We start from the raw sequence: 18666 nt of genomic DNA on the forward strand, positions 1-18666 counted from the left end.
CTGATTAGGGTCAGACACATGTCGGACACTGGCAAGGGAGATGAAGGGGCGATATGCTGGGGTTTCGATGGGTGTTTATGGGGCCATTCTGCCGGGAGCGGCGCGCCTGGCACGGCTCCTGGCAGAGCCCTCTGAGGAAGCCAGTCGCCGATTCAAGGTAGTCCAGTGGTATCAGGAGCATCGGGGCGGGGTCAGGTTGACGGCGCGGCATTTTGGGTTCAGCCCGGATACCGTCAGCCGATGGACGCGGGCCTATGGCAGCGGGGGAATCAGCGCCCTGGAGCCTAAAAGCCGGCGTCCCCGGAGGGTGCGGCGATCTCAAGTGCCTCTGGCCACGGTGCAGCGCATCCAGGCTCTCCGGGAGCAGTATCCTCGCTGGGGGCGGGAGAAGCTCCGGGTACTGCTGGAGCGTGAGGGGATGATGCTGTCGGCCAAGAGCATTGACCGGGTCATGGCACGGCTGAGAGCCAGGGGTGTGCTGCGGGAGCCTCTCCGTCCCCGCAAGCCGGCCCGATGGCACCGGGAGCGCTTGCGGCGGCCCTCAGACCTGGTGGTGGACCGGCCCGGGCGTCTGGTGCAAGTGGACAGCAAGCAGGTCCCTTTAGGGCAGGGACGGGTGGTCTACCAGTTTGGTGCGGTGGACTGCTTCACTCGCAAGCGCGTGGTGGCTCTTTCTCCTCGGCTTGCCAGCCGGGAGGGATCGGCCTTCCTCCAGCGCCTGGTAGCCCAGTTTCCTTTCCGAGTGGAGGCCATTCAGTCCGACGGGGGCAGCGAGTTCTTGAAGGAGTTCGGCCCCACAGTGGAGGAGCTGGAACTCACCCACTACTTCAACCGGCCGAACTACCCCCAGGGCAACGGCCAGGTAGAGCGCAGCTTCCGGACCGACGAAGAGGAGTTCTACCAGGTGGAGGAACTGCCCACAGACCTGGGCGGCCTGGAAGCCGCCCTACTGGCCTGGAATCGCATCTATGAGACCGTGCGCCCTCACCAGGCCCTGGGTTATCTCACTCCCGAACAGTTCTACCAGAACTGGCTCAAATCTCACCCTGGAAAGGAGGAGGCCTTGTCCGATATGTCCTGACCCTGTACAAGGGACTTGACAACTCGACAACACGGTGCTATTATCTTGTTGTAGATGTGGTGACCCAGTATTAAGCTCGTTACACTTTATTTTGATTGAGCAGGGTTACCCAAAGCTGCCGTTTACGCAAACGGCAGCTCTTATTTTATATTGCTCACTGCCTATCTGGTTTATGCGACAGTTTCTCTGACCACCAGAGGTCGCCAATTTGACCCCTAAATTCGTCCAGAAGCTGGTGGATTTCCCGATAGTGCGCTAGGGTACGGATAGATGTGCCCGTGGTGGGGCTAAACTCCACAAGGCGGACTTGCTTGACCATCTCAGTTCGGGATTCGTGCTGGAGCGCGTTAAGGAAGTCACGGGAATGGGTCGACACCAAGATTTGTGGCCTAGGACGACCTGTCTGTTCCGTTGCAAATCGCTTCAAAAGCTGATAGCGTTGCTTCAAGGCAAACAAGTGTACACCGTTCTCGGGTTCTTCGAGGCAAAGCTTTAAATAAGCGGGTGCAGAGTACACTCGCCAGAGCAAGAAGGTGGAAAGAAGTACCCCATCAGATTCTAGCGTGGCTGGTATATCCACCCCTGTTGTGCGGGTTGTTCTATAGAATAAGCCTAGACCCTGCCACCCAGGCCTGAAATTCATGCCAAGGACGTGATCATGTAATTTACTGAGTTCCTTCTCTATCATAGAGAACGTATCCCGGTCGCCCGTCAAAATGTCTTGGAGTGCAAACGCTGTACCGCGTCCTGATTCGTTTACCTCGGGAGGCTCTGTGCCAGCCGCGAGCTTGATGGAGGAGGCAATATCGCTAGCGCTAGGCCTATATCTTCGGGCCCGTCCCAGGCGCTCCCTCAGGTCCTGAATAGGCTTGACATACTGGACAACCACGCTGTCCTGGCTAAGGTGCGGAGAAGCCGTCAAGTATGCTAGAGGGGCCCGAAAAGGCCCTGCCCAAAACCTTTCCTCCTTTGAAGTAGGAAACTTGAAACCCTCTTTTGTGTCAAGCCATTTGCCGTTGAACAAGAACTTTTCTCTTGCGATACTCCAGCCCTCAAGACTTCTGCGCAACTCCAGAGTGTAGTCGGGCTCTTCGCTGTCACTGTCTGCAAACCAGACTTCAAATGTGATAGGTGACCCAGTGTCTCCATTCCAAACGACAGCGTCTAGTCCAGCTCCAGGCTCGACGTAGAAATCTCCTCCCGGTCCACCACGAACAGGATACCAAAGCAGCCTACAGAAGGTGGAAAGCGCTTTAAAAAGGGCAGACTTACCAGAGCTGTTGGGGCCCACGAAGGTAGTCAGAGGTTCTAGGTCCACTGTAACATCTTTCAGGCACAAGAAGTTCCGAACGCGAAATCTTCTGAACATCGTCTCCTCCTTCAGCCCACCGGAATCCTTTTCAACTCTTGGTCAGGGCACACCTAGGCCCCATCGCCATCAGGGGTCATCATAGCCCCCGCCCTTTTGCCCGTCAAGCATATTTGGACCGCCTATTGCCTGGGGAGGATATAGACCTCTTTCAGGGTGGGGACGCCCAGGGGGGTGAGGCGGTAGCCCTTCACCCAGGGCTTGACCAGGTAGTATTCCGAGGAGAACCAGAGGGGGAGGGCGGCAGCATCCTCCACCAGTTTCTGCTCTATCTCCTGATATAGCCTCAGCCGTTGGGCCGGGTCCGGCTCCACCCCGGCCCTCTCCAGGAGTCGGTCTATCTCGGGGTTTGAATACTCGCCGGAGTTCGGCTCGCTCGCGGTGTGGAAGAGGACATCCAGGAAGTTGTGGGGGTCGGGGTAGTCCGCTATCCAGCCTGTGGAATAGAGCTGGTCTTTCTCCTCCGTGAGCCGGTAGAAATAGACCTCGGGGGATAGCTGGCGGACCCTTACTGTAATCCCGAGGTACTGCTTCCAGTCTGTCAGGATGGCCTGGAGATATTTGGGGGTGGGGTTGCCCTCCCCGGCCGTGGTGAGGGTGACGGGGGGGAGCTGGCCTTTATACCTGGAGGCTTGGAGGAGGTCCCGGGCCCGCTGGGGGTCAAAGGGGAAGGGCTCAAGCTGGGGGTTAAAGCCCGGCAGGCCCGGGGGCAAAAAGCCGCCGGCGGGCTGCACGGTGCCCTTGAACAGGTTCTTGATAATCCTCTCCTTGTCCACGGCCAGGGAGAAGGCCTGCCTTACCAGGGGGTCGTCAAAGGGGGGTTCCTGGGCATTGAAGCCGATGTAGTAAAGGCTGAGCTGGGGCTCTGCGCGGAGCTCCTGGTAGAGGGGATTGGCCTCGTCCCTTGCCCTATCTATATCGGCTATAGACACGCCGGCCACATCTATTTCGCCCGTCTCGTAGAGGCTCATGGGCACCCCTCCCCACAGCCGGAAGACCACCTGCTCCAGTGAGGGCGGCCCCAGGTAGAAGGTCGGGTTCCTTTCCAGGACCAGGAGCTGGTCGGGCTGCCACTCTTTGAGCTTGAAGGGGCCGGTGCCATTGGGCTGGCGCCACCATTCTTTGCCCCTCTGGACATTCTCCCTGTCCACCACGAAGGCCACGGGGTAGGTGAGCTTGGCCAGGAAATAGCTCTTGGGGGCATCAATAGTCACCCGCAGGGTGTAGCCGTCCACCTCCTCCACCCCCCTCAGTCCCGTTTCCTTTCCCTGGGCGACCTCATCAGAGCCCACGATATCATCCAGGTAGGTCCGGGCGGTCTGGGATGCTGTGGCCGGACTCAGGGCCCGCTCCCAGGAATAACTGAAGTCCTCGGCTCTTACCTCCCGCCCACTATGGAAATTCACCCCCCGTCGCAGCTTGAAGGTGTAGGTGAGGCCGTCCTGGCTCACCTCCCAGCTCTCGGCGATGTCGGGGACGACCCGGAGGTCGGCGTCCAGGGCCACCAGGCCGCTGAAGACCTGGAGCACATAGATATGGGAGCGCATCTCCTGGCTCTGAGCGGGGTCCAGGGTGACGGGGCCTGCATCGTAGAGGGTGAGGACCTGGCCGGGGGCCTGGGCCGCCGTCGGGACGGCGCGGCGGCAGGCCAGGGCCGGGGACAGAGAAAGAAAGGCCAGGGCCAGGAGCAAAAAAAGAAGTGGAAGGCGGCTTTTTCTAAATATTTCTCTGCCTCCTGAAGACGAGGGCCGGGCCCAGAAGGAGCCCCAGCAGGCTGCCCAGGTCTATATCTGGCCTGGGGCCGGCCTGGCAGGAGACCAGGCCGGGGACGGGGCGGGGCTGGAGCGTTGGTGCAGGAGCAGGGGCTGTGGCAGGGGCCGGCGCTGTGGTGGCTGCCCTCAGGTGTTCCCTCCAGGCCCTGTCCAGGCCTTCCACGTCCAGGCCGTAGACCCCTTTCAGGGCTTCCTCGTAGGCCAGGCCGTCCCTGAAGGCCTGGAGGAAGGCCATCATGCTGTCCCGGCTGCGGCTCTTGAGCAGGAACTCCACCAGGCTGTTGCTTTGAGCATAGGCCAGACGGGCCAGGGAAGGGTCGGCTGGGAAGGCGCTGGCCAGGCTCCTCACTGAGAAGAGGCGGCCCTCCTCCGCGGCGCTGGCGAGGGAGAGGGCCTGTTCTGGCAGGGGCTCCCCTTCCGCATACATGGAGAGGCCCTCGTCAAGCCAGATGGGGAGGTCGCTGTAGGGGCTGTAGGTCACCTGATAGCTCACCTGGTGGGCCAGCTCGTGGGCGATGGCCCTCTTCCCCCAGGCCAGATTGCCCGGCGCGATGCCGATGGCCACGATGCCGTACTCGGGGAAGGCGACCCCACCTTCCCACACCTGGGGGAAGATGCGGGCATCCTGCAGGGCCTGGGTCCCATTATAGATATAGATTGCTACCTCCCTCCCCAGCTCTGCCCCGGTATCCTTGCGGAGCTTCCCCAGGGCCTCCTGGGCAGCCTGGAGGAGCTGGCGGGCAAAGGCCTCGTCCCCCTGATACCAGAAAAGCTTCACCTTGTCCGCCTCCAGCAGTCTCCATCTGAAGCGCTGGTCCTCAAAGGGGAATGAGGCCCTTTCTGTCTGCTGTTTCATCCCCGAGGCATCCTGGACGGTCCAGGAATAGCTCAGGCCCGTCCCTGGGGGAAGGCCTCCCACCTTTCTCATGTCCCAGGTCCAGGAGGCCTCAACCTCTTTGCCCGGGGTGAAGCTGGGGTGGCGCTCCAGCACCTCTTCAAAGGGGCTTATCCGGTCAACCCAGATGGAGAGGACCACCCTGGTTATCTCCGCCGGTGCCCGAGCCCGGAGATGGAAGGTGATGGAGACGGGGAAGTCGGCCTCCACCGTGGGCTCCAGGGCTGCCCCCTGGGCCAGGGCGGGGCCATTGCCCGCCAATAGGAGGAGCAGGAGGCTAAGGAGCAGCCACCTGGGCACGGAGATAGGCCTCAATGAATCCGTCCAGCTCCCCCTCGAGCACCGCCGCCGCGTTGGAGGTCTCAAGGCCGGTGCGGTGGTCCTTCACGAGCTTGTACGGGTGAAGGACATAGCTCCTTATCTGGTTGCCGAACTCTGCCGAGACGTGCTTGCCCTTAAGCCTCTCCATCTCCTCGCGCCGCTTCCCCATTTCCCTCTCCAGGAGGCGGGCGTGCAAGATACGCAACGCGATTTCCCGGTTCTGTAGCTGGGAGCTCTGGCTCTGAATGCTGATGGTGATGCCGGTGGGCTGATGAATAAGGCGCACGGCGGTGCTGGTCTTCTGCACGTTCTGGCCCCCAGGACCGCTTGAGCGAAAGGCCTCCATCCTGACCTCCCCCGGGTTCACCTTGATATCCACATCCTTCTCCGCCTCGGGCAGGACCTCGACCAGGGCAAAGGAGGTGTGGCGGGCGTGGTCGGAGTCAAAGGGGGAGAGGCGCACCAGCCGGTGGACGCCGTGCTCGCTCCGGAGGTAGCCATAGGCATACTCTCCCACTACAGCCACTAGGGCGCTCTTTATGCCCGCCTCTTCCCCCGGGGTGGTTTCCAGCACCTCGGCCTTATAGCCTCGGCGCTCTGCCCAGCGCAAATACATGCGGAGGAGCACCTGGGCCCAGTCCTGGGCTTCGGTCCCCCCGGCCCCGGCGTGGATGGAGAGGAGGGCATTGCGAGAATCATACTCGCCACGGAGGACGAGCTGGAATTCCAGCCCTTTCAGCCTGGCATCGAGGAGGTCCAGCTCCTGGCGGAGCTGAACCTCCAGGGAGGGGTCCCCTAAGGCGATGAGATCCTCCAGGTCCCGGGCCTCCTTTTCCAGCCCCTGCCACCGGGCAACCAGCTCCTTTTCCCGGGCGAGGGAGCGCAGGGTCTCCTGGGCCCGCTCGCGGTCCTGCCAGAAGGCGGGGTCGGCGGTCGCCGTTTCCTGCCGGGCTATCTCTTTTTCTCTTCCGGCGATGTCAAAGATGCACCATGATTTCCGAGATGCTGGCCTTCAGCCTTTCTGCCGCTTCTGTCAGTTCAGCCATGAACCCTCCTAGCTAAGTATGGGAGCCTGTCCTGCTCCTTCTCTTTCTCCTTTAGCTCGCCCGAGGCGGCCATGTGGGCCAGTCTCAGGGGCTCAGGGAGGCGGTGGTGACGGGTGAGGTGGAGGACCCATTCTGTCGCAGCCTCCAGGCAGATGAGGTGGCCCGTAGAGACATAGACGGGGGTGACCCCCTGCCGGGTTCTCACCGCAGCCCCCACCACCTCTCCCCCTTCCCGTAGCTCCGCCCAGTTCCCCCGGGCCTCTCCCAGGGGGCCGTGGTTCCCCAGGAGGAGGGACTTGGCACAGCCAATAACGGGCTTCTCGAGCCATAGCCCCAGGTGGCAGGCGATGCCAAAGCGCCGGGGGTGGGCCAGCCCCTGACCATCGGCCAGCAAGAGGTCGGGCTCCTCCTCCAGCCTTTCCAGGGCAGCCAGGATGAGGGGCAGCTCCCTGAAGGCCAGGAGGCCCGGGATGTAGGGGAAAGGGAGCATTTCCCTTGCCACCTTCAACTCCACCATCTCCAGCTCGGGATAGCTCAGCACCACAGCCGCAGCCCGGGCCTTTCTCTCCTTGTCTGGGGCGGAGATATCCACGCCGGCCACCAGCCGGACCCCGTGAGGTCTTCCTTCCCGGTTGACCCTGGGGGCCAGGTCAAGTTGAAGCCTCATCCCTTCCTGGCGGCCCTGGGGCCAGGGGTGAAGGGGCTCTATCTTCATCGCCTAATTATATTCCCGCCCGGAGGGGGGGACAACCGGGGAAGGGCATTGACAGGGGATTTTCCTTGCCCCATAATAGCTTGTGCTTTATCTAACATGGTAAAAATAAGGCTAAGCAGGACGGGGGCCAAGAACAGGCCCTTTTACCGGATTGTGGTGGCCGATTCCCGAGCCCCCAGGAGCGGTTTTATAGGGGTTGTGGGACATTACGGCCCTCTCATGGACCCTGCCACCATAAAGATTGACCGGGAGGCCGTCCTCGTCTGGCTGAAGAAGGGGGCCCAGCCTACCGACGCTGTGGCCAGGCTGTTGGCCAAGGCGGGGATAGGTCAAGAGTCCGGGGAGGGAAAGTAGATATGGCGACTTCCCAGGTCAGGGGAGTTGAGGACCGCATGAAGGAGCTGGTGGAGTATGTGGCCAGGGCCATCGTGAATGAGCCCGACCAGGTGAGCGTCACCAATGAGACTGGCCCCGACGGCATCGTCCTCCAACTCCAGGTGGCCCCCGATGATAAGGGGAGGGTCATAGGCAAGCAGGGGCGTGTGGCCCAGTCCCTGCGAACCATCCTCCGGGTGATGGCCACCCGGGCGGGCACCAAAGCTAAGCTGGACATCCTCTAGAATCTCCCCAGGGAAGGGCGGAGGCTATGGCCGAACAGGTCCCAAGGGTAGTTGTATCCCGTTTACCGCTCTACTACCGCGTCCTGAGCCTTTTTGAGGAGGAGAAGAAGGCGGTAGTGAGCTCTCAGGCGCTAGGGGCCAGGCTTCAGCTTACGCCCGCCCAGATCAGAAAGGACCTGAGCTATTTTGGCCGCTTTGGCAAGCAGGGGAAGGGATATAACGTCAAGCGTCTCCTCCAGGAGTTGAAGAAGATACTGGGGCTGGACCGGGAGTGGGGGATGGCGGTGGTGGGGGTGGGAAAGTTGGGGCGGGCTCTCCTGGGCTACGGGGCCTTCCCCGCCCAGGGCTTCAGGATAGTGGCCGCCTTTGACAACGACCCCGCCAAGGTGGGGCGGAAGCTGGGCAATGTTACCGTTCAGGAGATTTCCGAGCTACCTTCCACTCTGGCCGGCAAGCGGATTCATATCGGGATTGTGTCAGTGCCCCCGTCGGAGGCCCAGGCGGTTGTCAACCAGCTGATAAGCTATGGTGTGAGGGCCATCCTCAACTATGCCCCGTCCCATACCCAGGTCCCTGACGGCATTCAGCTGCGGGATGTGGACCCGGTCATGGCCCTCCAGGGCATGACCTTCTACCTGAAGAATGCCCAGCGCTAGCCAAGAAAAAGAGGCTCACCCAGAGCCCTGTGCCGATTTGGAATAGTCCCTTTTCAGGTGTCCCCGTCTAGTTAGCAGCCTATCCACAGCCCCTGCCGCATGTTCAAATGCCACATCAGTCACTGCACAGGCCAGGGCTTGTGCAACCAACTGATACCGGGCCTCTGCAAAGTCAGAAGCGCATTAGCGCACATACTCATGGGCTATTGTTGCGTGCCTCAGGACGGCCCTTATCTCCCACTTCAGCTTCTCCAGGCTGAAGGGCTTGGCGATATAGGGGACTTTGGCCTGCGAAAGGAACTCTCTGGTATCGGGGCTCATAGTGTCGCCGGTGATGAAGATGACTCTGCTGGCCAGTGACGGCTTCAACTTGCAGGTCTGCTGATATAGCTCAATACCGCTCATGCCCGGCATCTTTATATCCAGCAGGAGGAGGTGGTAGTCGTCGCCTCGGAGCCTGTCCAGGGCAGCGGCGGCGCCATCTACTGTTTCCACCCGGTACCCTTCGCCCGCCAGCTCCTGGCCCAGTAGCTCTCTTACCAGCGGCTCATCGTCCACCACCAGGACCCTGGCCCCGGGCACCTTCGGAGGCTGGTCGGCAGGCCAGGGCAGGTCTATTGGCTTCTCCCCGGCCACGATGGGCAGTTCCACATTGAAGCTTGTCCCCCTGCCCGGCTCGCTCTCAGCATAGATTCGTCCGCCGTGCTCAGCGATAATACCGTGGCACACACTGAGGCCAAGTCCGGTCCCCTTGCCCACCTCCCGGGTCGTGAAGAAGGGGTCAAATATCTTGCCCATGTTCTCCGGTTGGATGCCGACCCCATCGTCTTGGAAGGTTATCCTGATGGCGCCATGCACCGTCTCCGTCCTGACCACGATGTTGCCGCGGCGGTGGGCATCCCTTATGGCCGTCTCGGCGTTCATGATCATGTTGAGGAACGCCTGCTGGAGCTGGGTGGCGTCGGCCATGGTTCCCGGCAACTCGGGGTCAAGTTGCCTGGTCGCCCTGATATTGTTGGTCTCCATCTCGTAGGCCCGCAGTTCCAGGGTGGTCTCTATGATTTCGTTGATGCTGGTGAAGGTCCGCTCCGCCTTGCGCTGGCGGGCAAAGGTCAGCATCCTGTTCAAGATGGAGGCCGCCCGTTGCGCCCCCCGGTGGATAATCTCTACGTCTTTCCTGATGGCCTCGGGGAGGTCCTTCCTCATCAGGATCTCCGAGAAACCGAGAACGCCGGTCAGGGGGTTGTTCACCTCGTGGGCGATGCCCGCTGCCATCCCGCCGATGGAGGCAAGATGGCTGGCCAGCTTGGCCTTCTCCTCCAGAAGTTTTTTCTCCGCTTCTGCCTTCTTGAGCTCACTGATGTCCCGGAAGAGGCCTAAGATAAGGTGCCGGCCGCGCATGCTCAACGTCGAAGCGCTGATTGACACCGGAACGACTGTCCCGTCCTTTCTGATAACCTCAGCGTCAAAGTCCGTGGTCTGCCCTTGCTGAATATGTGCAGCAAATTTCTGTCTGTATTTATCGGCTTGGCCCGGGGGGTGAAGTGCCGACTGGTACATGCCTACGATTTCTTCACGGCTTCTTCCGAGCATGGCAGTCGCTTGCTGGTTTGTTTCTAGAATCAGTCCTGTCTCGCAATCAGCGAGAAACGCGGCGTCATTGAGGTTATCAAAGAGATGGCGGTATTTTCTCTCCGACTCTCGCAGTTCTTCTTCTGCCCGCTTGCGCTCGGTGATGTCCCTGGACACGCCCAGAATACCAACAGGCTTACCCTCCTGGTTGCGCAGGACGGTGACCTTCCTCTCCACCCAGACAGAAGAGCCGTCCTTGCGCTTCAACTCAGCCTCCAAAATCCGCGCCCGCCCAAAGCTTTTCGGCTCCCCATCCTCTGGGGCCAGCTCCTCCGCAAGGGCCTCCATGGTGAGTTTGAAAGAAGCCGGAGGCATGATTTCCTCCATCCTCTTGCCCAGGAGTTCCTCCACGGCGTAGCCCAGCAAGGGGGTCACGGAGGGTGTCACAAAGGTGAACCGCAGGCCCATGTCCACCGTCCAGATGACATCGGCCACGTTCTCGGCAAGGAGGCGGTAGCGCCTCTCGCTCTCCCGCAGGGCCTGCTCCATCCGCTTGCGTTTGTGTAGAGTCTGCTGCAGATAGACAAGGGCAAACAACAAAGGCACAATTAGGCCCCGTTCCAAAATTCCGTGGCTCGTTGGGGGCAGGATACCTTTTGCCAGAGAACCCTCATGGAAGACAAAGGCATGGATGACCGAATCAATGACCCAAAAGAGTGCCGCCAGCCCGATTGGCATTAAGAGAGTTCTCGCCCACTCCTCGGCTGCCTGCCCAAGTCTCTGCCACGCCGCCTTGCGTCCGGTGTCCCTTTCGTTGCCAGGGGCATCCCTGGCGACAAGTGCCCTGTCCATCTTGACACTGCTGTCGGTGTTTTTCCCGTCTGAAGGCGTGTTCAACACCCTTGGCACTCCACTGCCTGCAAGTGTAGAGCAGCCAGGGGCAAGAAGTCTCTAGTGAAAAGGTGTTCTTTCCGCACCCGTTCTTCCCCTGGCCTAAGGTACTATACGCGGTTACTGAGGGGCCTTGGTCAGGTAAGGAATGGACAGGGGGCGAGTAACAAGCTCGTGGGGGCCCGGGGAAAGCGCCGGACCTATCCCGCGGTGGGGGCCGCAGAGACGGGCTGGTGCTTGGCCAGGGCCTTTTTGAGGTACTGCCCGGTGTGGGAGTCCTCCACCTTGGTTAGCTTCTCCGGGGTGCCGGTGGCGACGACCCAGCCCCCCAGGTCCCCGGCCCCGGGGCCCAGGTCTATTATCCAGTCGGCGTTCTTGATGACATCCAGGTGGTGCTCAATCACCACCACGGTGTTCCCCGCGTCCACCAGGCGCTGGAGGACGGAGAGTAGGGCGGCCACATCGTGGAAGGAGAGGCCGGTGGTGGGCTCGTCCAGGATGTAGAGGGTGCGGCCGGTGGCCCGGCGGGAGAGCTCCGTGGCCAGCTTTACCCTCTGGGCCTCCCCTCCGGAGAGGGTGGTGGCAGGCTGGCCCAGGCGGATATAGCCCAGCCCCACATCCCTGAGGGTCTCCAGCTTGGTCCTTAACCGGGGGAAGTTCTTGAAGAACTCCAGGGCCTCCTCCACTGACATCGCCAGGACCTCGGCGATGCTCTTGCCCTTGAACTTCACCTCCAGGGCCTCGCGGTTATAGCGCTGGCCGTGGCACACCTCGCAGGGGACGGTGACATCGGGGAGGAACTGCATCTCCACCAGGATATACCCCTCCCCCCGGCACGCCTCACACCGGCCCCCCTTCACGTTGAAGGAGAAGCGCCCCGGGCCGTAGCCCCGCATCCGGGCCTCGGGGAGGCTGGCAAAGAGCTCCCGGATGGGGGTGAAGGTCCCGGTATAGGTGGCGGGGTTGGAGCGGGGGGTGCGCCCGATGGGGGACTGGTCAATGCTTACCACCTTGTCTATGTGCTCCAGCCCCTCTACGCCCCGGCATTCCCCCGGCTTCTCCCTGGACCCGTAGAAGTGCTGGGCCAGCTTCTTGTAGAGGATTTCGGATATGAGGGAGGACTTCCCTGAGCCGGAGACCCCGGTGATGGCCACGAACATGCCCAGGGGGATGGCCACATCAATGTCCTTCAGGTTGTTTTCCCTGGCCCCCCTGATTGCCAGGGAACGGCCGTTGCCCCGGCGGCGCCCGGGTGGGAGGGGTATCTCCCTGACCCCCGAGAGATACTGCCCGGTGATGGAGCGGGGGCATTTGATGATGTCCTCCATCTTTCCAGCACAGACCACCTCGCCGCCGTGTTCCCCCGCCCCGGGGCCCAGGTCTACTATCCAGTCGGCGGCCCGCATCATGGCCTCGTCATGCTCCACGATGATGACGGTGTTCCCCAGGTCCCGGAGGTGCTTCAGGGTCTCAATGAGGCGGTGGCCGTCGGCCGGGTGAAGGCCCACCGTAGGCTCGTCGCAGATATAGAGGACTCCCATAAGCCCGCTGCCTATCTGGGTGGCCAGGCGGATGCGCTGGGCCTCCCCGCCGGAGAGGGTGGAGGAGGGCCGGTCCAGGGTGATATATTCCAGCCCCACGTCCTTCAGGAAGCCCAGGCGGGCCCTTATCTCTTTCAGCACCTGGCGGGCGATGAGCATCTCCCGGGGATTGAGCATGGGAGGCTTATCCCCGTCCGCGGAGAGCTCCACTGCCCACTCCAGGGCCTGGCTTACTGGCATGGCGGTGGTATCCACGATGTTCTTGCCGTAGATGGTGACCGCCAGGGACTCGGGTTTGAGGCGTTTGCCCTGGCAGGCGGGGCAGGGGCTGGAGGTCATATACTTCTCAATCTCTACCTTTGCCAGCTCGGATTCACTGCTGCGGTAGCGTCTCTCCAGGTAGCGGATGACCCCTTCAAAGCCGGTGGAATACTCCCGGATGCGCCCGTAGCGGCTGCGGTAGCGCACCCGCCCCCCCCCTTCCCCATAGAGGAGCAAGTCCAGGTGCTCCTTTTTCAGGTCCCTGACCGGGGTATTCAGGGAGAAGCCGTGGTTACTGGCCAGGTCCTCCAGTTGGTAGGACATCCAGGAGTGGTTCCACACCCAGCAGCGGATGGCCCCCTCGGGGAGGGTGAGGTCCCTGTTGGGGATGAGGAGGTCAGGGTCAATCTCCAGCTTGTTCCCCAGGCCGGTGCATTCAGGGCAGGCCCCGTGGGGGGAGTTGAAGCTGAACGTCCGGGGTTCAATCTCCCCCAGGCTTATCCCGCAGAGGATACAGGCGAAGTGCTCGGAGAAGAGGTGCTCCTCCCCCTCCTCGGTGGCCACCAGCACCACCCCCATCCCCAGCTTCAGGGCCGTCTCTATGGAATCGGCGATGCGGGCCGGCTCGCCCTCCCCCACCACCAGCCTGTCCACCACCGCCTCAATGGAGTGTTTCTTGTTCTTGTCCAGGGTGGGGGCCTCCTCCAGGGGATAGACCCGCCTGTCCACCCTGGCCCGGGAGTAGCCCTGCTTTCTCAGGTCCTCAAATACCGCCAGGTGCTCGCCCTTCCGGTCCCGGATAACGGGGGCCAGGACCATGAGCCTTTTCCTCTGGGGGAACTGCTGGATGGCGTCCACCATCTGCTGGACTGTCTGGCGGGCAATCTCCCGGCCGCAGTTGGGGCAGTGGGGCCGGCCTACCCGGGCGAAGAGAAGCCGGAGATAGTCATAGACCTCTGTCTGGGTGCCCACCGTGGAGCGGGGGTTGCGGGAGGGCCCCTTCTGGTCAATGGATATGGCCGGGGAGAGGCCCTCAATATAGTCCACATCGGGCTTCTCCATCTGGCCCAGGAACTGGCGGGCGTAGGCGGAGAGGGACTCTACATACCGCCGCTGGCCTTCGGCATAGATGGTGTCAAAGGCCAAAGAGGACTTCCCGGAGCCGGAGACCCCGGTGATGACCACCAGCTTGTCCCGGGGGATGACCACGTCTATGTTCTTCAGGTTGTGCTCCCGGGCCCCCCGGACAACTATCGTATCCTGCGTCATCTTAACTAATCATTCTAGCACGCAGGGGGGATGGGGGCCAAAGGCCAGGCGTGGTATAATAGTGAAACGAGTGAAACGGAGGATATCTCAGGGCTGGACACAATAGACAGGGCCAGGAAAGCGGTAGAGGCGGCCTCGGATAAGCAGGCCAGCGATATTGTCCTGCTGGACATCCGGGGCCTCTGCGCTTTTGCCGACTATTTTGTGCTCTGCAGCGGGGAGAGCGAGCGCCAACTGGAGGCCATCCGGGAAGGGATAGAGGCCGCCCTGGGCAAGGAGGGGAGCCCCCTGCTCCACCGGGAGGGGGATGCGGCCTCGGGGTGGTTGCTCCTGGACTATGGGGACCTAATCATCCACATATTCTCAGCTCAGCAGCGGGGGTTCTACCATCTGGACGAAGTCTGGGCCCAGGCCGTCCCCCTGCTGCGGGTCCAGTAGCTAGTCTTTCTTTATCTCCTTTGCGGGGTCGTCGGCGCTGACGGTGACGGCGTCGGCGGAGAAGTCGGTGCACTTGCCGCAGCCGCGCCAGCCGCCTTTCTTGTCGCTCATCATCCCGGAGTAGAGAGTGACCTCCTTGCCCTTGATTGCGGCGAACTTCCCCGTGGACACTTTCCCCGTCGCCTTCTCAACCACTTTGACAGCCATAGTCCCTCCTTTGAGCCGTATTTATTCTATTATCCAGCGGTCGATTTCCCTGGGATAGTTCAGGAGCTCTTTTTCTTCAAAGAAGATGGGCATCTCTCTTGCGGCGCTCTCGGGGGAGTCGGAGCCGTGGACCAGGTTTCTGCCCAGCTCCAGCCCCAGGTCCCCCCGGATGGTGCCGGGGCTGGCACGGGTGGGGTCGGTCTCCCCCATGGTCTGCCGGACCACCCCGATGGCCCGGGGGCCCTCCAGGACGGCGGCGATGATAGGCCCCGAGGTCATATATTCCACCAGGCCGGGGTAGAAGGGCTTCCCCCGGTGGACGGCGTAGAGCCTCTCTGCCAGGGGGCGGTCCATCCACAGCATCCTGAGGCCGATGAGCCTCAGCCCCCGCTTTTCCAGACGGGCGAGGACTTCCCCCACGAGGCCCCTCTGCACCCCGTCGGGCTTTACCAGAAGAAGGGTCCTTTCCACGCTATGCCTCCTCATATTTGCCCAGAATATAGAACAGGGCCTGGCCTTCGGCCACTATCTCCCCCGCGCCGTTGGTGATTATGCCCTGGGCCTGGATGGCCCTGGGGCGCTGTTTCAGCACCCGGCCCCTTATCTGGAGGGGCTCCCCCGGGCGGGCGGGGCGGCGGAAGCGGACTTCCATCTTGCCTGTTACTGATTTGAGCCCCCGGAGGAAGGGGAGATAGACCATGACCTCATCCAGGAGAGCGCAGAGGACCCCGCCGTGGACCATCTCGGTGAAGCCGCTGTGGTAGGGCCCGGGGGTAAAGCTGGCCAGGGTCTCCCCGTTCTCCTGGCGGACCTCTAGCTTGAAACCTATGGGGTTTTCCGGTCCACAGCCGTAGCAGAGGGGGAAGCCGCTGGTGCTACCCGCCATGAAGCTCCTCCTTGCGCTGGGTTATGGGTGGATGGCGCAGATAGATGGGCTGGAGGCTGGCGGCGGCGTCGGGGCCTCTTTCCTGGAGCCTCTGCCAGCCAAGCTCGGCCAGAAAGGCCGGCCGTCTCCTGCGGGCAGAGGGGGAAGGGATGACGGCCTCTCCCTCCCAGGCCCCCAGGTGGTCCAGAAACCGGGAGGGTATCTCCCCGCAGAAGAGGACCTTCTTGGGCAGGCGAGAGAGGAGCTGCCGTGGGGATATGAGCTGGTCCTCCCAGAGCCTCTCCCAGCCGCCCGGACCCTCCCGGAAGAGGGCTACCGCCAGCTCCTCCCGGCCTGCCCCCTGGACCGGGCACAGTGGCAAGCAAGCCGAGCGGAAGGGGAAGGCCTCAACCTCCAGGGTGCTCACCCCCACCAGGGGTGCCTTCAGGGCCAGGGCCAGGCCTTTGGCCGCCGCCAGGCCCACCCGGAGGCCGTTGAAGCTCCCCGGGCCCAGGGCGACAAAGATGGCCCTTACCTCTTCCAGCCCCACCCCACCCCTTTCCATGAGGGCCTCCAGGGCGGGGAATAGCTGGCGGGAGTGGTCCTGGCCCGCCAGCCAGCTCATTTCCGCCAGCACCTCCCCATCCCTGGAGAGGGCCAGGCCCGAGACATCGGTGGAGGTATCTAGGGCCAGCTCCATCCCTTAAAGGCCTCCACTCTTTCTTCGTATTTTTTCCCCCGGGGCTCAAACCGGAGACGCCTCTGGTTCTCGGAGAGGAAGTCCAGGGACAGGGAGATGAGCAGGTATTCCGGGGGCCAGAGCTCTTGACCCCTCTCCGCCCACTCCACCGCGGTTATCCCCTGCGCCGAGAGGTATTCTTCCAGCCCCAGCTCAAGCACCTCCTTTTCGTCCAGGCGGTAGAAGTCCAGGTGATAGAGGGGCAGGCGGCCCTGATAGATGCGGACGATGACAAAGGAGGGGCTGAGGGTGTATTCCTTGATGCCCAGGCCCTGGGCCAGGCCCTGGACGAGGCAGGTCTTGCCCATCCCCAGCCCCCCCATCAGGAGGAGGATATCTCCCGCCTTTGCCAGTTCCCCCAGCTTCCGCCCCAGGGCCTGGGTCTCCTCAGGGCTGTGGCTTATTATTTCCAGGGGCAAAGTGCTCCCAGCCGGCCTTTCTCAAGGGGAGGGGCCGGCCCTCCCGGTCCACCACCTGCACCGACTTCCCCTCTATCATTTCCCCCAGGACGGTGATGTCCAGGCTTTCTCTTACCCTTTCCATCAGGGGAGGGGGGCAGGTGAAGAGGAGCTCATAGTCCTCCCCGCCGCCCAGGGCCAGCTCCCGGGCCTCGGCCCCGAAGGCCTGGTGGAGGAGGGGGTGGATGGGGACCCGGTCTGCCACCACTCTGGCCCCTACCCCGCTCATCTGGCAGAGGTGGCCCAGGTCGGCGATGAGGCCATCGCTGATGTCAATGGCCGCCCTCACCCCCAGACGGAGGAGCTCCTGCCCCTCCTTCACCCGTGGGGAGGGCCTCAGGTGGGCCCTTCGGAGATAGGCCTCCGCCTCTTTGTTGAACTTCAGTCCCTGTTTCAGCATCCGCAGGCCTCCCGCCGCCCCCCCCAGATGGCCGGTGACCCCTATCAGGTCCCCCGCCCGAGAGGCCGAGCGGCTCAGATAGGCCTCCCCCTGGAGGGAGCCCAGAAGGCTGACATTTATGGCTATCAGGGGGGCAGTGTGCAGGTCGCCCCCGGCGATGCTCACCTGGTAGGCCCTTGCGACCTCCAGGAGGCCATCATAGACGGCCAGGACCCAGTCAACCTCGCAGGTGGGGGGAAGGGATAGGGAGACCAGGGCGTAGCGGGGCACCCCGCCCATGGCGGCAATATCGGAGATGTTGACCGCCAGGGCCTTCCAGCCCAGGTCCTGGGGGGAGGCCGTCGCCAGGTTGAAGTGGGTGCCCTCCACCAGGCTATCGGTGGTGGCCAGCTCCAGGGCCGAGCCACGGAGCACCGCCGCATCATCCCCGATGCCCAGAAGCACCCCCTGCCCCCCCGGCACCAGGGCCTGAAGGCGCTTCAGCAGCCCGAACTCCCCCAGCTCCGAGACCTTCATTTCGGGGGAAATTATATCATACCGACCTCTACCGAAAGGGTGGTCTTTCTGGTAAAGTTCTCGGGTATGGCCATTGCTATTCTGGCGGACATCCACGGCAACCTGGAGGCCCTGGAGGCGGTGCTAAAGGATATAGAGGTGAAGGGAGGGGTGGAGGGGGTCTGGTGCCTGGGGGATATCGTGGGCTACGGGCCGGACCCTCACCTCTGCCTGGAGAGGCTGAGGGGGCTGAACCCTGTGTGCGTGGCCGGCAACCACGACTGGGCTGCCATAGGGCAGATGGATCTGGCCACCTTCAACCCCCATGCCGCCGCCGCCGCCCGCTGGACAGCCGCCCAGCTCACCCCGGAGGACACGGAATACCTCCGGGGCTTCCTAACCATCCAGACAGCCGAACCCTTCACCCTGGTCCACGGCAGCCCCCGGGAGCCTGTCTGGGAGTATATCCTGGGGCCTGAGGAGGCGAGGGAGAACTTCTCCTGTTTCTCCACCCCCTTCTGCCTGGTGGGCCACTCTCACATCCCCATGGTTTTCGGGGAGAATGGGAAGGCGCGGTCCCTTCCGGAGAGGCTTCCTCTGGGCAAGGAGAGGCTCATCCTCAACCCCGGTGCGGTGGGCCAGCCTAGAGACGGGGACCCCCGCGCCAGCTACGCTATCTACGACGGGGCAGGGGTGATGTCCCATTTCCGGGTCACCTACGATTTCCCCACCACCCAGAAGAAGATGGCCGAGAAGGGCCTGCCTCCCGCTCTGGCCTACCGCCTCAGGTTCGGCTGGTAGTTAAATAGGGGGAGCAAAGGGGGGATAAAAAAGCGAAGTCGGCGGAGAACCATGGACTCTCAACCGACCTCGACTATCAGAATACCACAAAAGGGCTGCTTTGTCAAGTCCCTTGTAATGGTTCACGACTTTTGGTACAGGGCGATGGCCTCCTTTGGTCTTTGCATATTAAGCCCCATATGGGGCCGCTCAGTGTTGTAGACGTGGAGGTAATGCTGGAACCACCGGTTCAGTTCATTGATATCCTCTGGCTC

General features: G+C 62.3%; 20 protein-coding genes. 6 read left to right on the top strand and 14 right to left on the bottom strand.

The features are described 5' to 3' along the window. The first annotated feature begins 67 nt into the window (after positions 1-67). Complete coding sequence (locus tag KJ624_02135) at positions 68-1081, top strand: DDE-type integrase/transposase/recombinase (protein MBU2008644.1); 1014 nt, start codon at positions 68-70, stop codon at positions 1079-1081. 154 nt (positions 1082-1235) lie between these two features. Here the strand turns inward: KJ624_02135 and KJ624_02140 are convergent, their stop codons facing one another. From KJ624_02140 to nfi, 5 genes are all read right to left on the bottom strand, one after another. Next, positions 1236-2450, bottom strand: coding sequence for an AAA family ATPase (locus KJ624_02140; GenBank protein ID MBU2008645.1), 1215 nt, complete (start codon positions 2448-2450; stop codon positions 1236-1238). Between the two features lie 122 nt (positions 2451-2572). Further along, positions 2573-4141: a peptide ABC transporter substrate-binding protein gene (locus KJ624_02145; protein MBU2008646.1), complete on the bottom strand. Its 1569-nt coding sequence runs from the start codon at positions 4139-4141 to the stop codon at positions 2573-2575. A gap of 25 nt (positions 4142-4166) precedes the next feature. Further along, entirely contained in the window at positions 4167-5417 is a 1251-nt protein-coding gene (locus KJ624_02150; GenBank protein MBU2008647.1) for a peptidase MA domain-containing protein, read from the bottom strand. Continuing rightward, positions 5395-6423 (bottom strand): peptide chain release factor 2, encoded by a 1029-nt coding sequence (prfB, locus tag KJ624_02155; GenBank protein MBU2008648.1) that lies wholly within the window; start codon positions 6421-6423, stop codon positions 5395-5397. Before prfB ends, KJ624_02150 begins: the two co-directional genes overlap by 23 nt. Before the next feature lie 53 nt (positions 6424-6476). Then, a complete protein-coding gene (nfi, locus tag KJ624_02160) occupies positions 6477-7199 on the bottom strand; it encodes a deoxyribonuclease V (GenBank protein ID MBU2008649.1) in 723 nt (240 codons plus the stop codon). Between the two features lie 96 nt (positions 7200-7295). Here nfi and rpsP point away from each other — a divergent pair, with 96 nt between their 5' ends. Genes rpsP through KJ624_02175 form a run of 3 tightly spaced genes read left to right on the top strand, consistent with a single transcriptional unit; the run spans position 7296 to position 8475 of the window. Next, on the top strand, positions 7296-7553 hold the full coding sequence (gene rpsP / locus KJ624_02165; protein MBU2008650.1) for a 30S ribosomal protein S16: 258 nt from the start codon (positions 7296-7298) through the stop codon (positions 7551-7553). 38 nt (positions 7554-7591) lie between these two features. Further along, on the top strand, positions 7592-7819 hold the full coding sequence (locus KJ624_02170; GenBank protein MBU2008651.1) for a KH domain-containing protein: 228 nt from the start codon (positions 7592-7594) through the stop codon (positions 7817-7819). A gap of 26 nt (positions 7820-7845) precedes the next feature. Then, positions 7846-8475 (top strand): redox-sensing transcriptional repressor Rex, encoded by a 630-nt coding sequence (locus KJ624_02175; GenBank protein MBU2008652.1) that lies wholly within the window; start codon positions 7846-7848, stop codon positions 8473-8475. 183 nt (positions 8476-8658) lie between these two features. Here the strand turns inward: KJ624_02175 and KJ624_02180 are convergent, their stop codons facing one another. Both KJ624_02180 and uvrA read right to left on the bottom strand, forming a co-directional pair. After that, complete coding sequence (locus tag KJ624_02180) at positions 8659-10899, bottom strand: PAS domain S-box protein (protein MBU2008653.1); 2241 nt, start codon at positions 10897-10899, stop codon at positions 8659-8661. 239 nt (positions 10900-11138) lie between these two features. Continuing rightward, a complete protein-coding gene (gene uvrA, locus KJ624_02185) occupies positions 11139-14009 on the bottom strand; it encodes an excinuclease ABC subunit UvrA (protein MBU2008654.1) in 2871 nt (956 codons plus the stop codon). A gap of 93 nt (positions 14010-14102) precedes the next feature. On the opposite strand from uvrA, the gene rsfS reads away from it, so the two are divergent. Further along, positions 14103-14447 (top strand): ribosome silencing factor, encoded by a 345-nt coding sequence (rsfS, locus tag KJ624_02190; protein ID MBU2008655.1) that lies wholly within the window; start codon positions 14103-14105, stop codon positions 14445-14447. Here the strand turns inward: rsfS and KJ624_02195 are convergent, their stop codons facing one another. Genes KJ624_02195 through thiL form a run of 6 tightly spaced genes read right to left on the bottom strand, consistent with a single transcriptional unit; the run spans position 14448 to position 17632 of the window. Then, on the bottom strand, positions 14448-14654 hold the full coding sequence (locus KJ624_02195; protein ID MBU2008656.1) for a hypothetical protein: 207 nt from the start codon (positions 14652-14654) through the stop codon (positions 14448-14450). A gap of 21 nt (positions 14655-14675) precedes the next feature. Further along, entirely contained in the window at positions 14676-15125 is a 450-nt protein-coding gene (ndk, locus tag KJ624_02200; GenBank protein ID MBU2008657.1) for a nucleoside-diphosphate kinase, read from the bottom strand. A gap of 1 nt (position 15126) precedes the next feature. Continuing rightward, positions 15127-15540, bottom strand: coding sequence for a PaaI family thioesterase (locus KJ624_02205; protein ID MBU2008658.1), 414 nt, complete (start codon positions 15538-15540; stop codon positions 15127-15129). Continuing rightward, on the bottom strand, positions 15530-16219 hold the full coding sequence (tsaB, locus tag KJ624_02210) for a tRNA (adenosine(37)-N6)-threonylcarbamoyltransferase complex dimerization subunit type 1 TsaB (protein MBU2008659.1): 690 nt from the start codon (positions 16217-16219) through the stop codon (positions 15530-15532). Before tsaB ends, KJ624_02205 begins: the two co-directional genes overlap by 11 nt. Further along, on the bottom strand, positions 16204-16677 hold the full coding sequence (tsaE, locus tag KJ624_02215) for a tRNA (adenosine(37)-N6)-threonylcarbamoyltransferase complex ATPase subunit type 1 TsaE (protein ID MBU2008660.1): 474 nt from the start codon (positions 16675-16677) through the stop codon (positions 16204-16206). The genes tsaB and tsaE overlap by 16 nt, the downstream gene beginning before the upstream one ends. After that, a complete protein-coding gene (thiL, locus tag KJ624_02220) occupies positions 16646-17632 on the bottom strand; it encodes a thiamine-phosphate kinase (GenBank protein ID MBU2008661.1) in 987 nt (328 codons plus the stop codon). Before thiL ends, tsaE begins: the two co-directional genes overlap by 32 nt. 66 nt (positions 17633-17698) lie before the next feature. Here thiL and KJ624_02225 point away from each other — a divergent pair, with 66 nt between their 5' ends. Continuing rightward, on the top strand, positions 17699-18412 hold the full coding sequence (locus KJ624_02225) for a metallophosphatase family protein (GenBank protein ID MBU2008662.1): 714 nt from the start codon (positions 17699-17701) through the stop codon (positions 18410-18412). A 122-nt stretch (positions 18413-18534) separates the two neighbouring features. Here the strand turns inward: KJ624_02225 and KJ624_02230 are convergent. Beyond that, a partial coding sequence (locus KJ624_02230; protein MBU2008663.1) for an integrase core domain-containing protein occupies positions 18535-18666 on the bottom strand: 132 nt, incomplete at its 5' end.

Source organism: Chloroflexota bacterium (assembly GCA_018825785.1).
GTDB lineage: Bacteria > Chloroflexota > Dehalococcoidia > JACVQG01 > JAHKAY01 > JAHKAY01.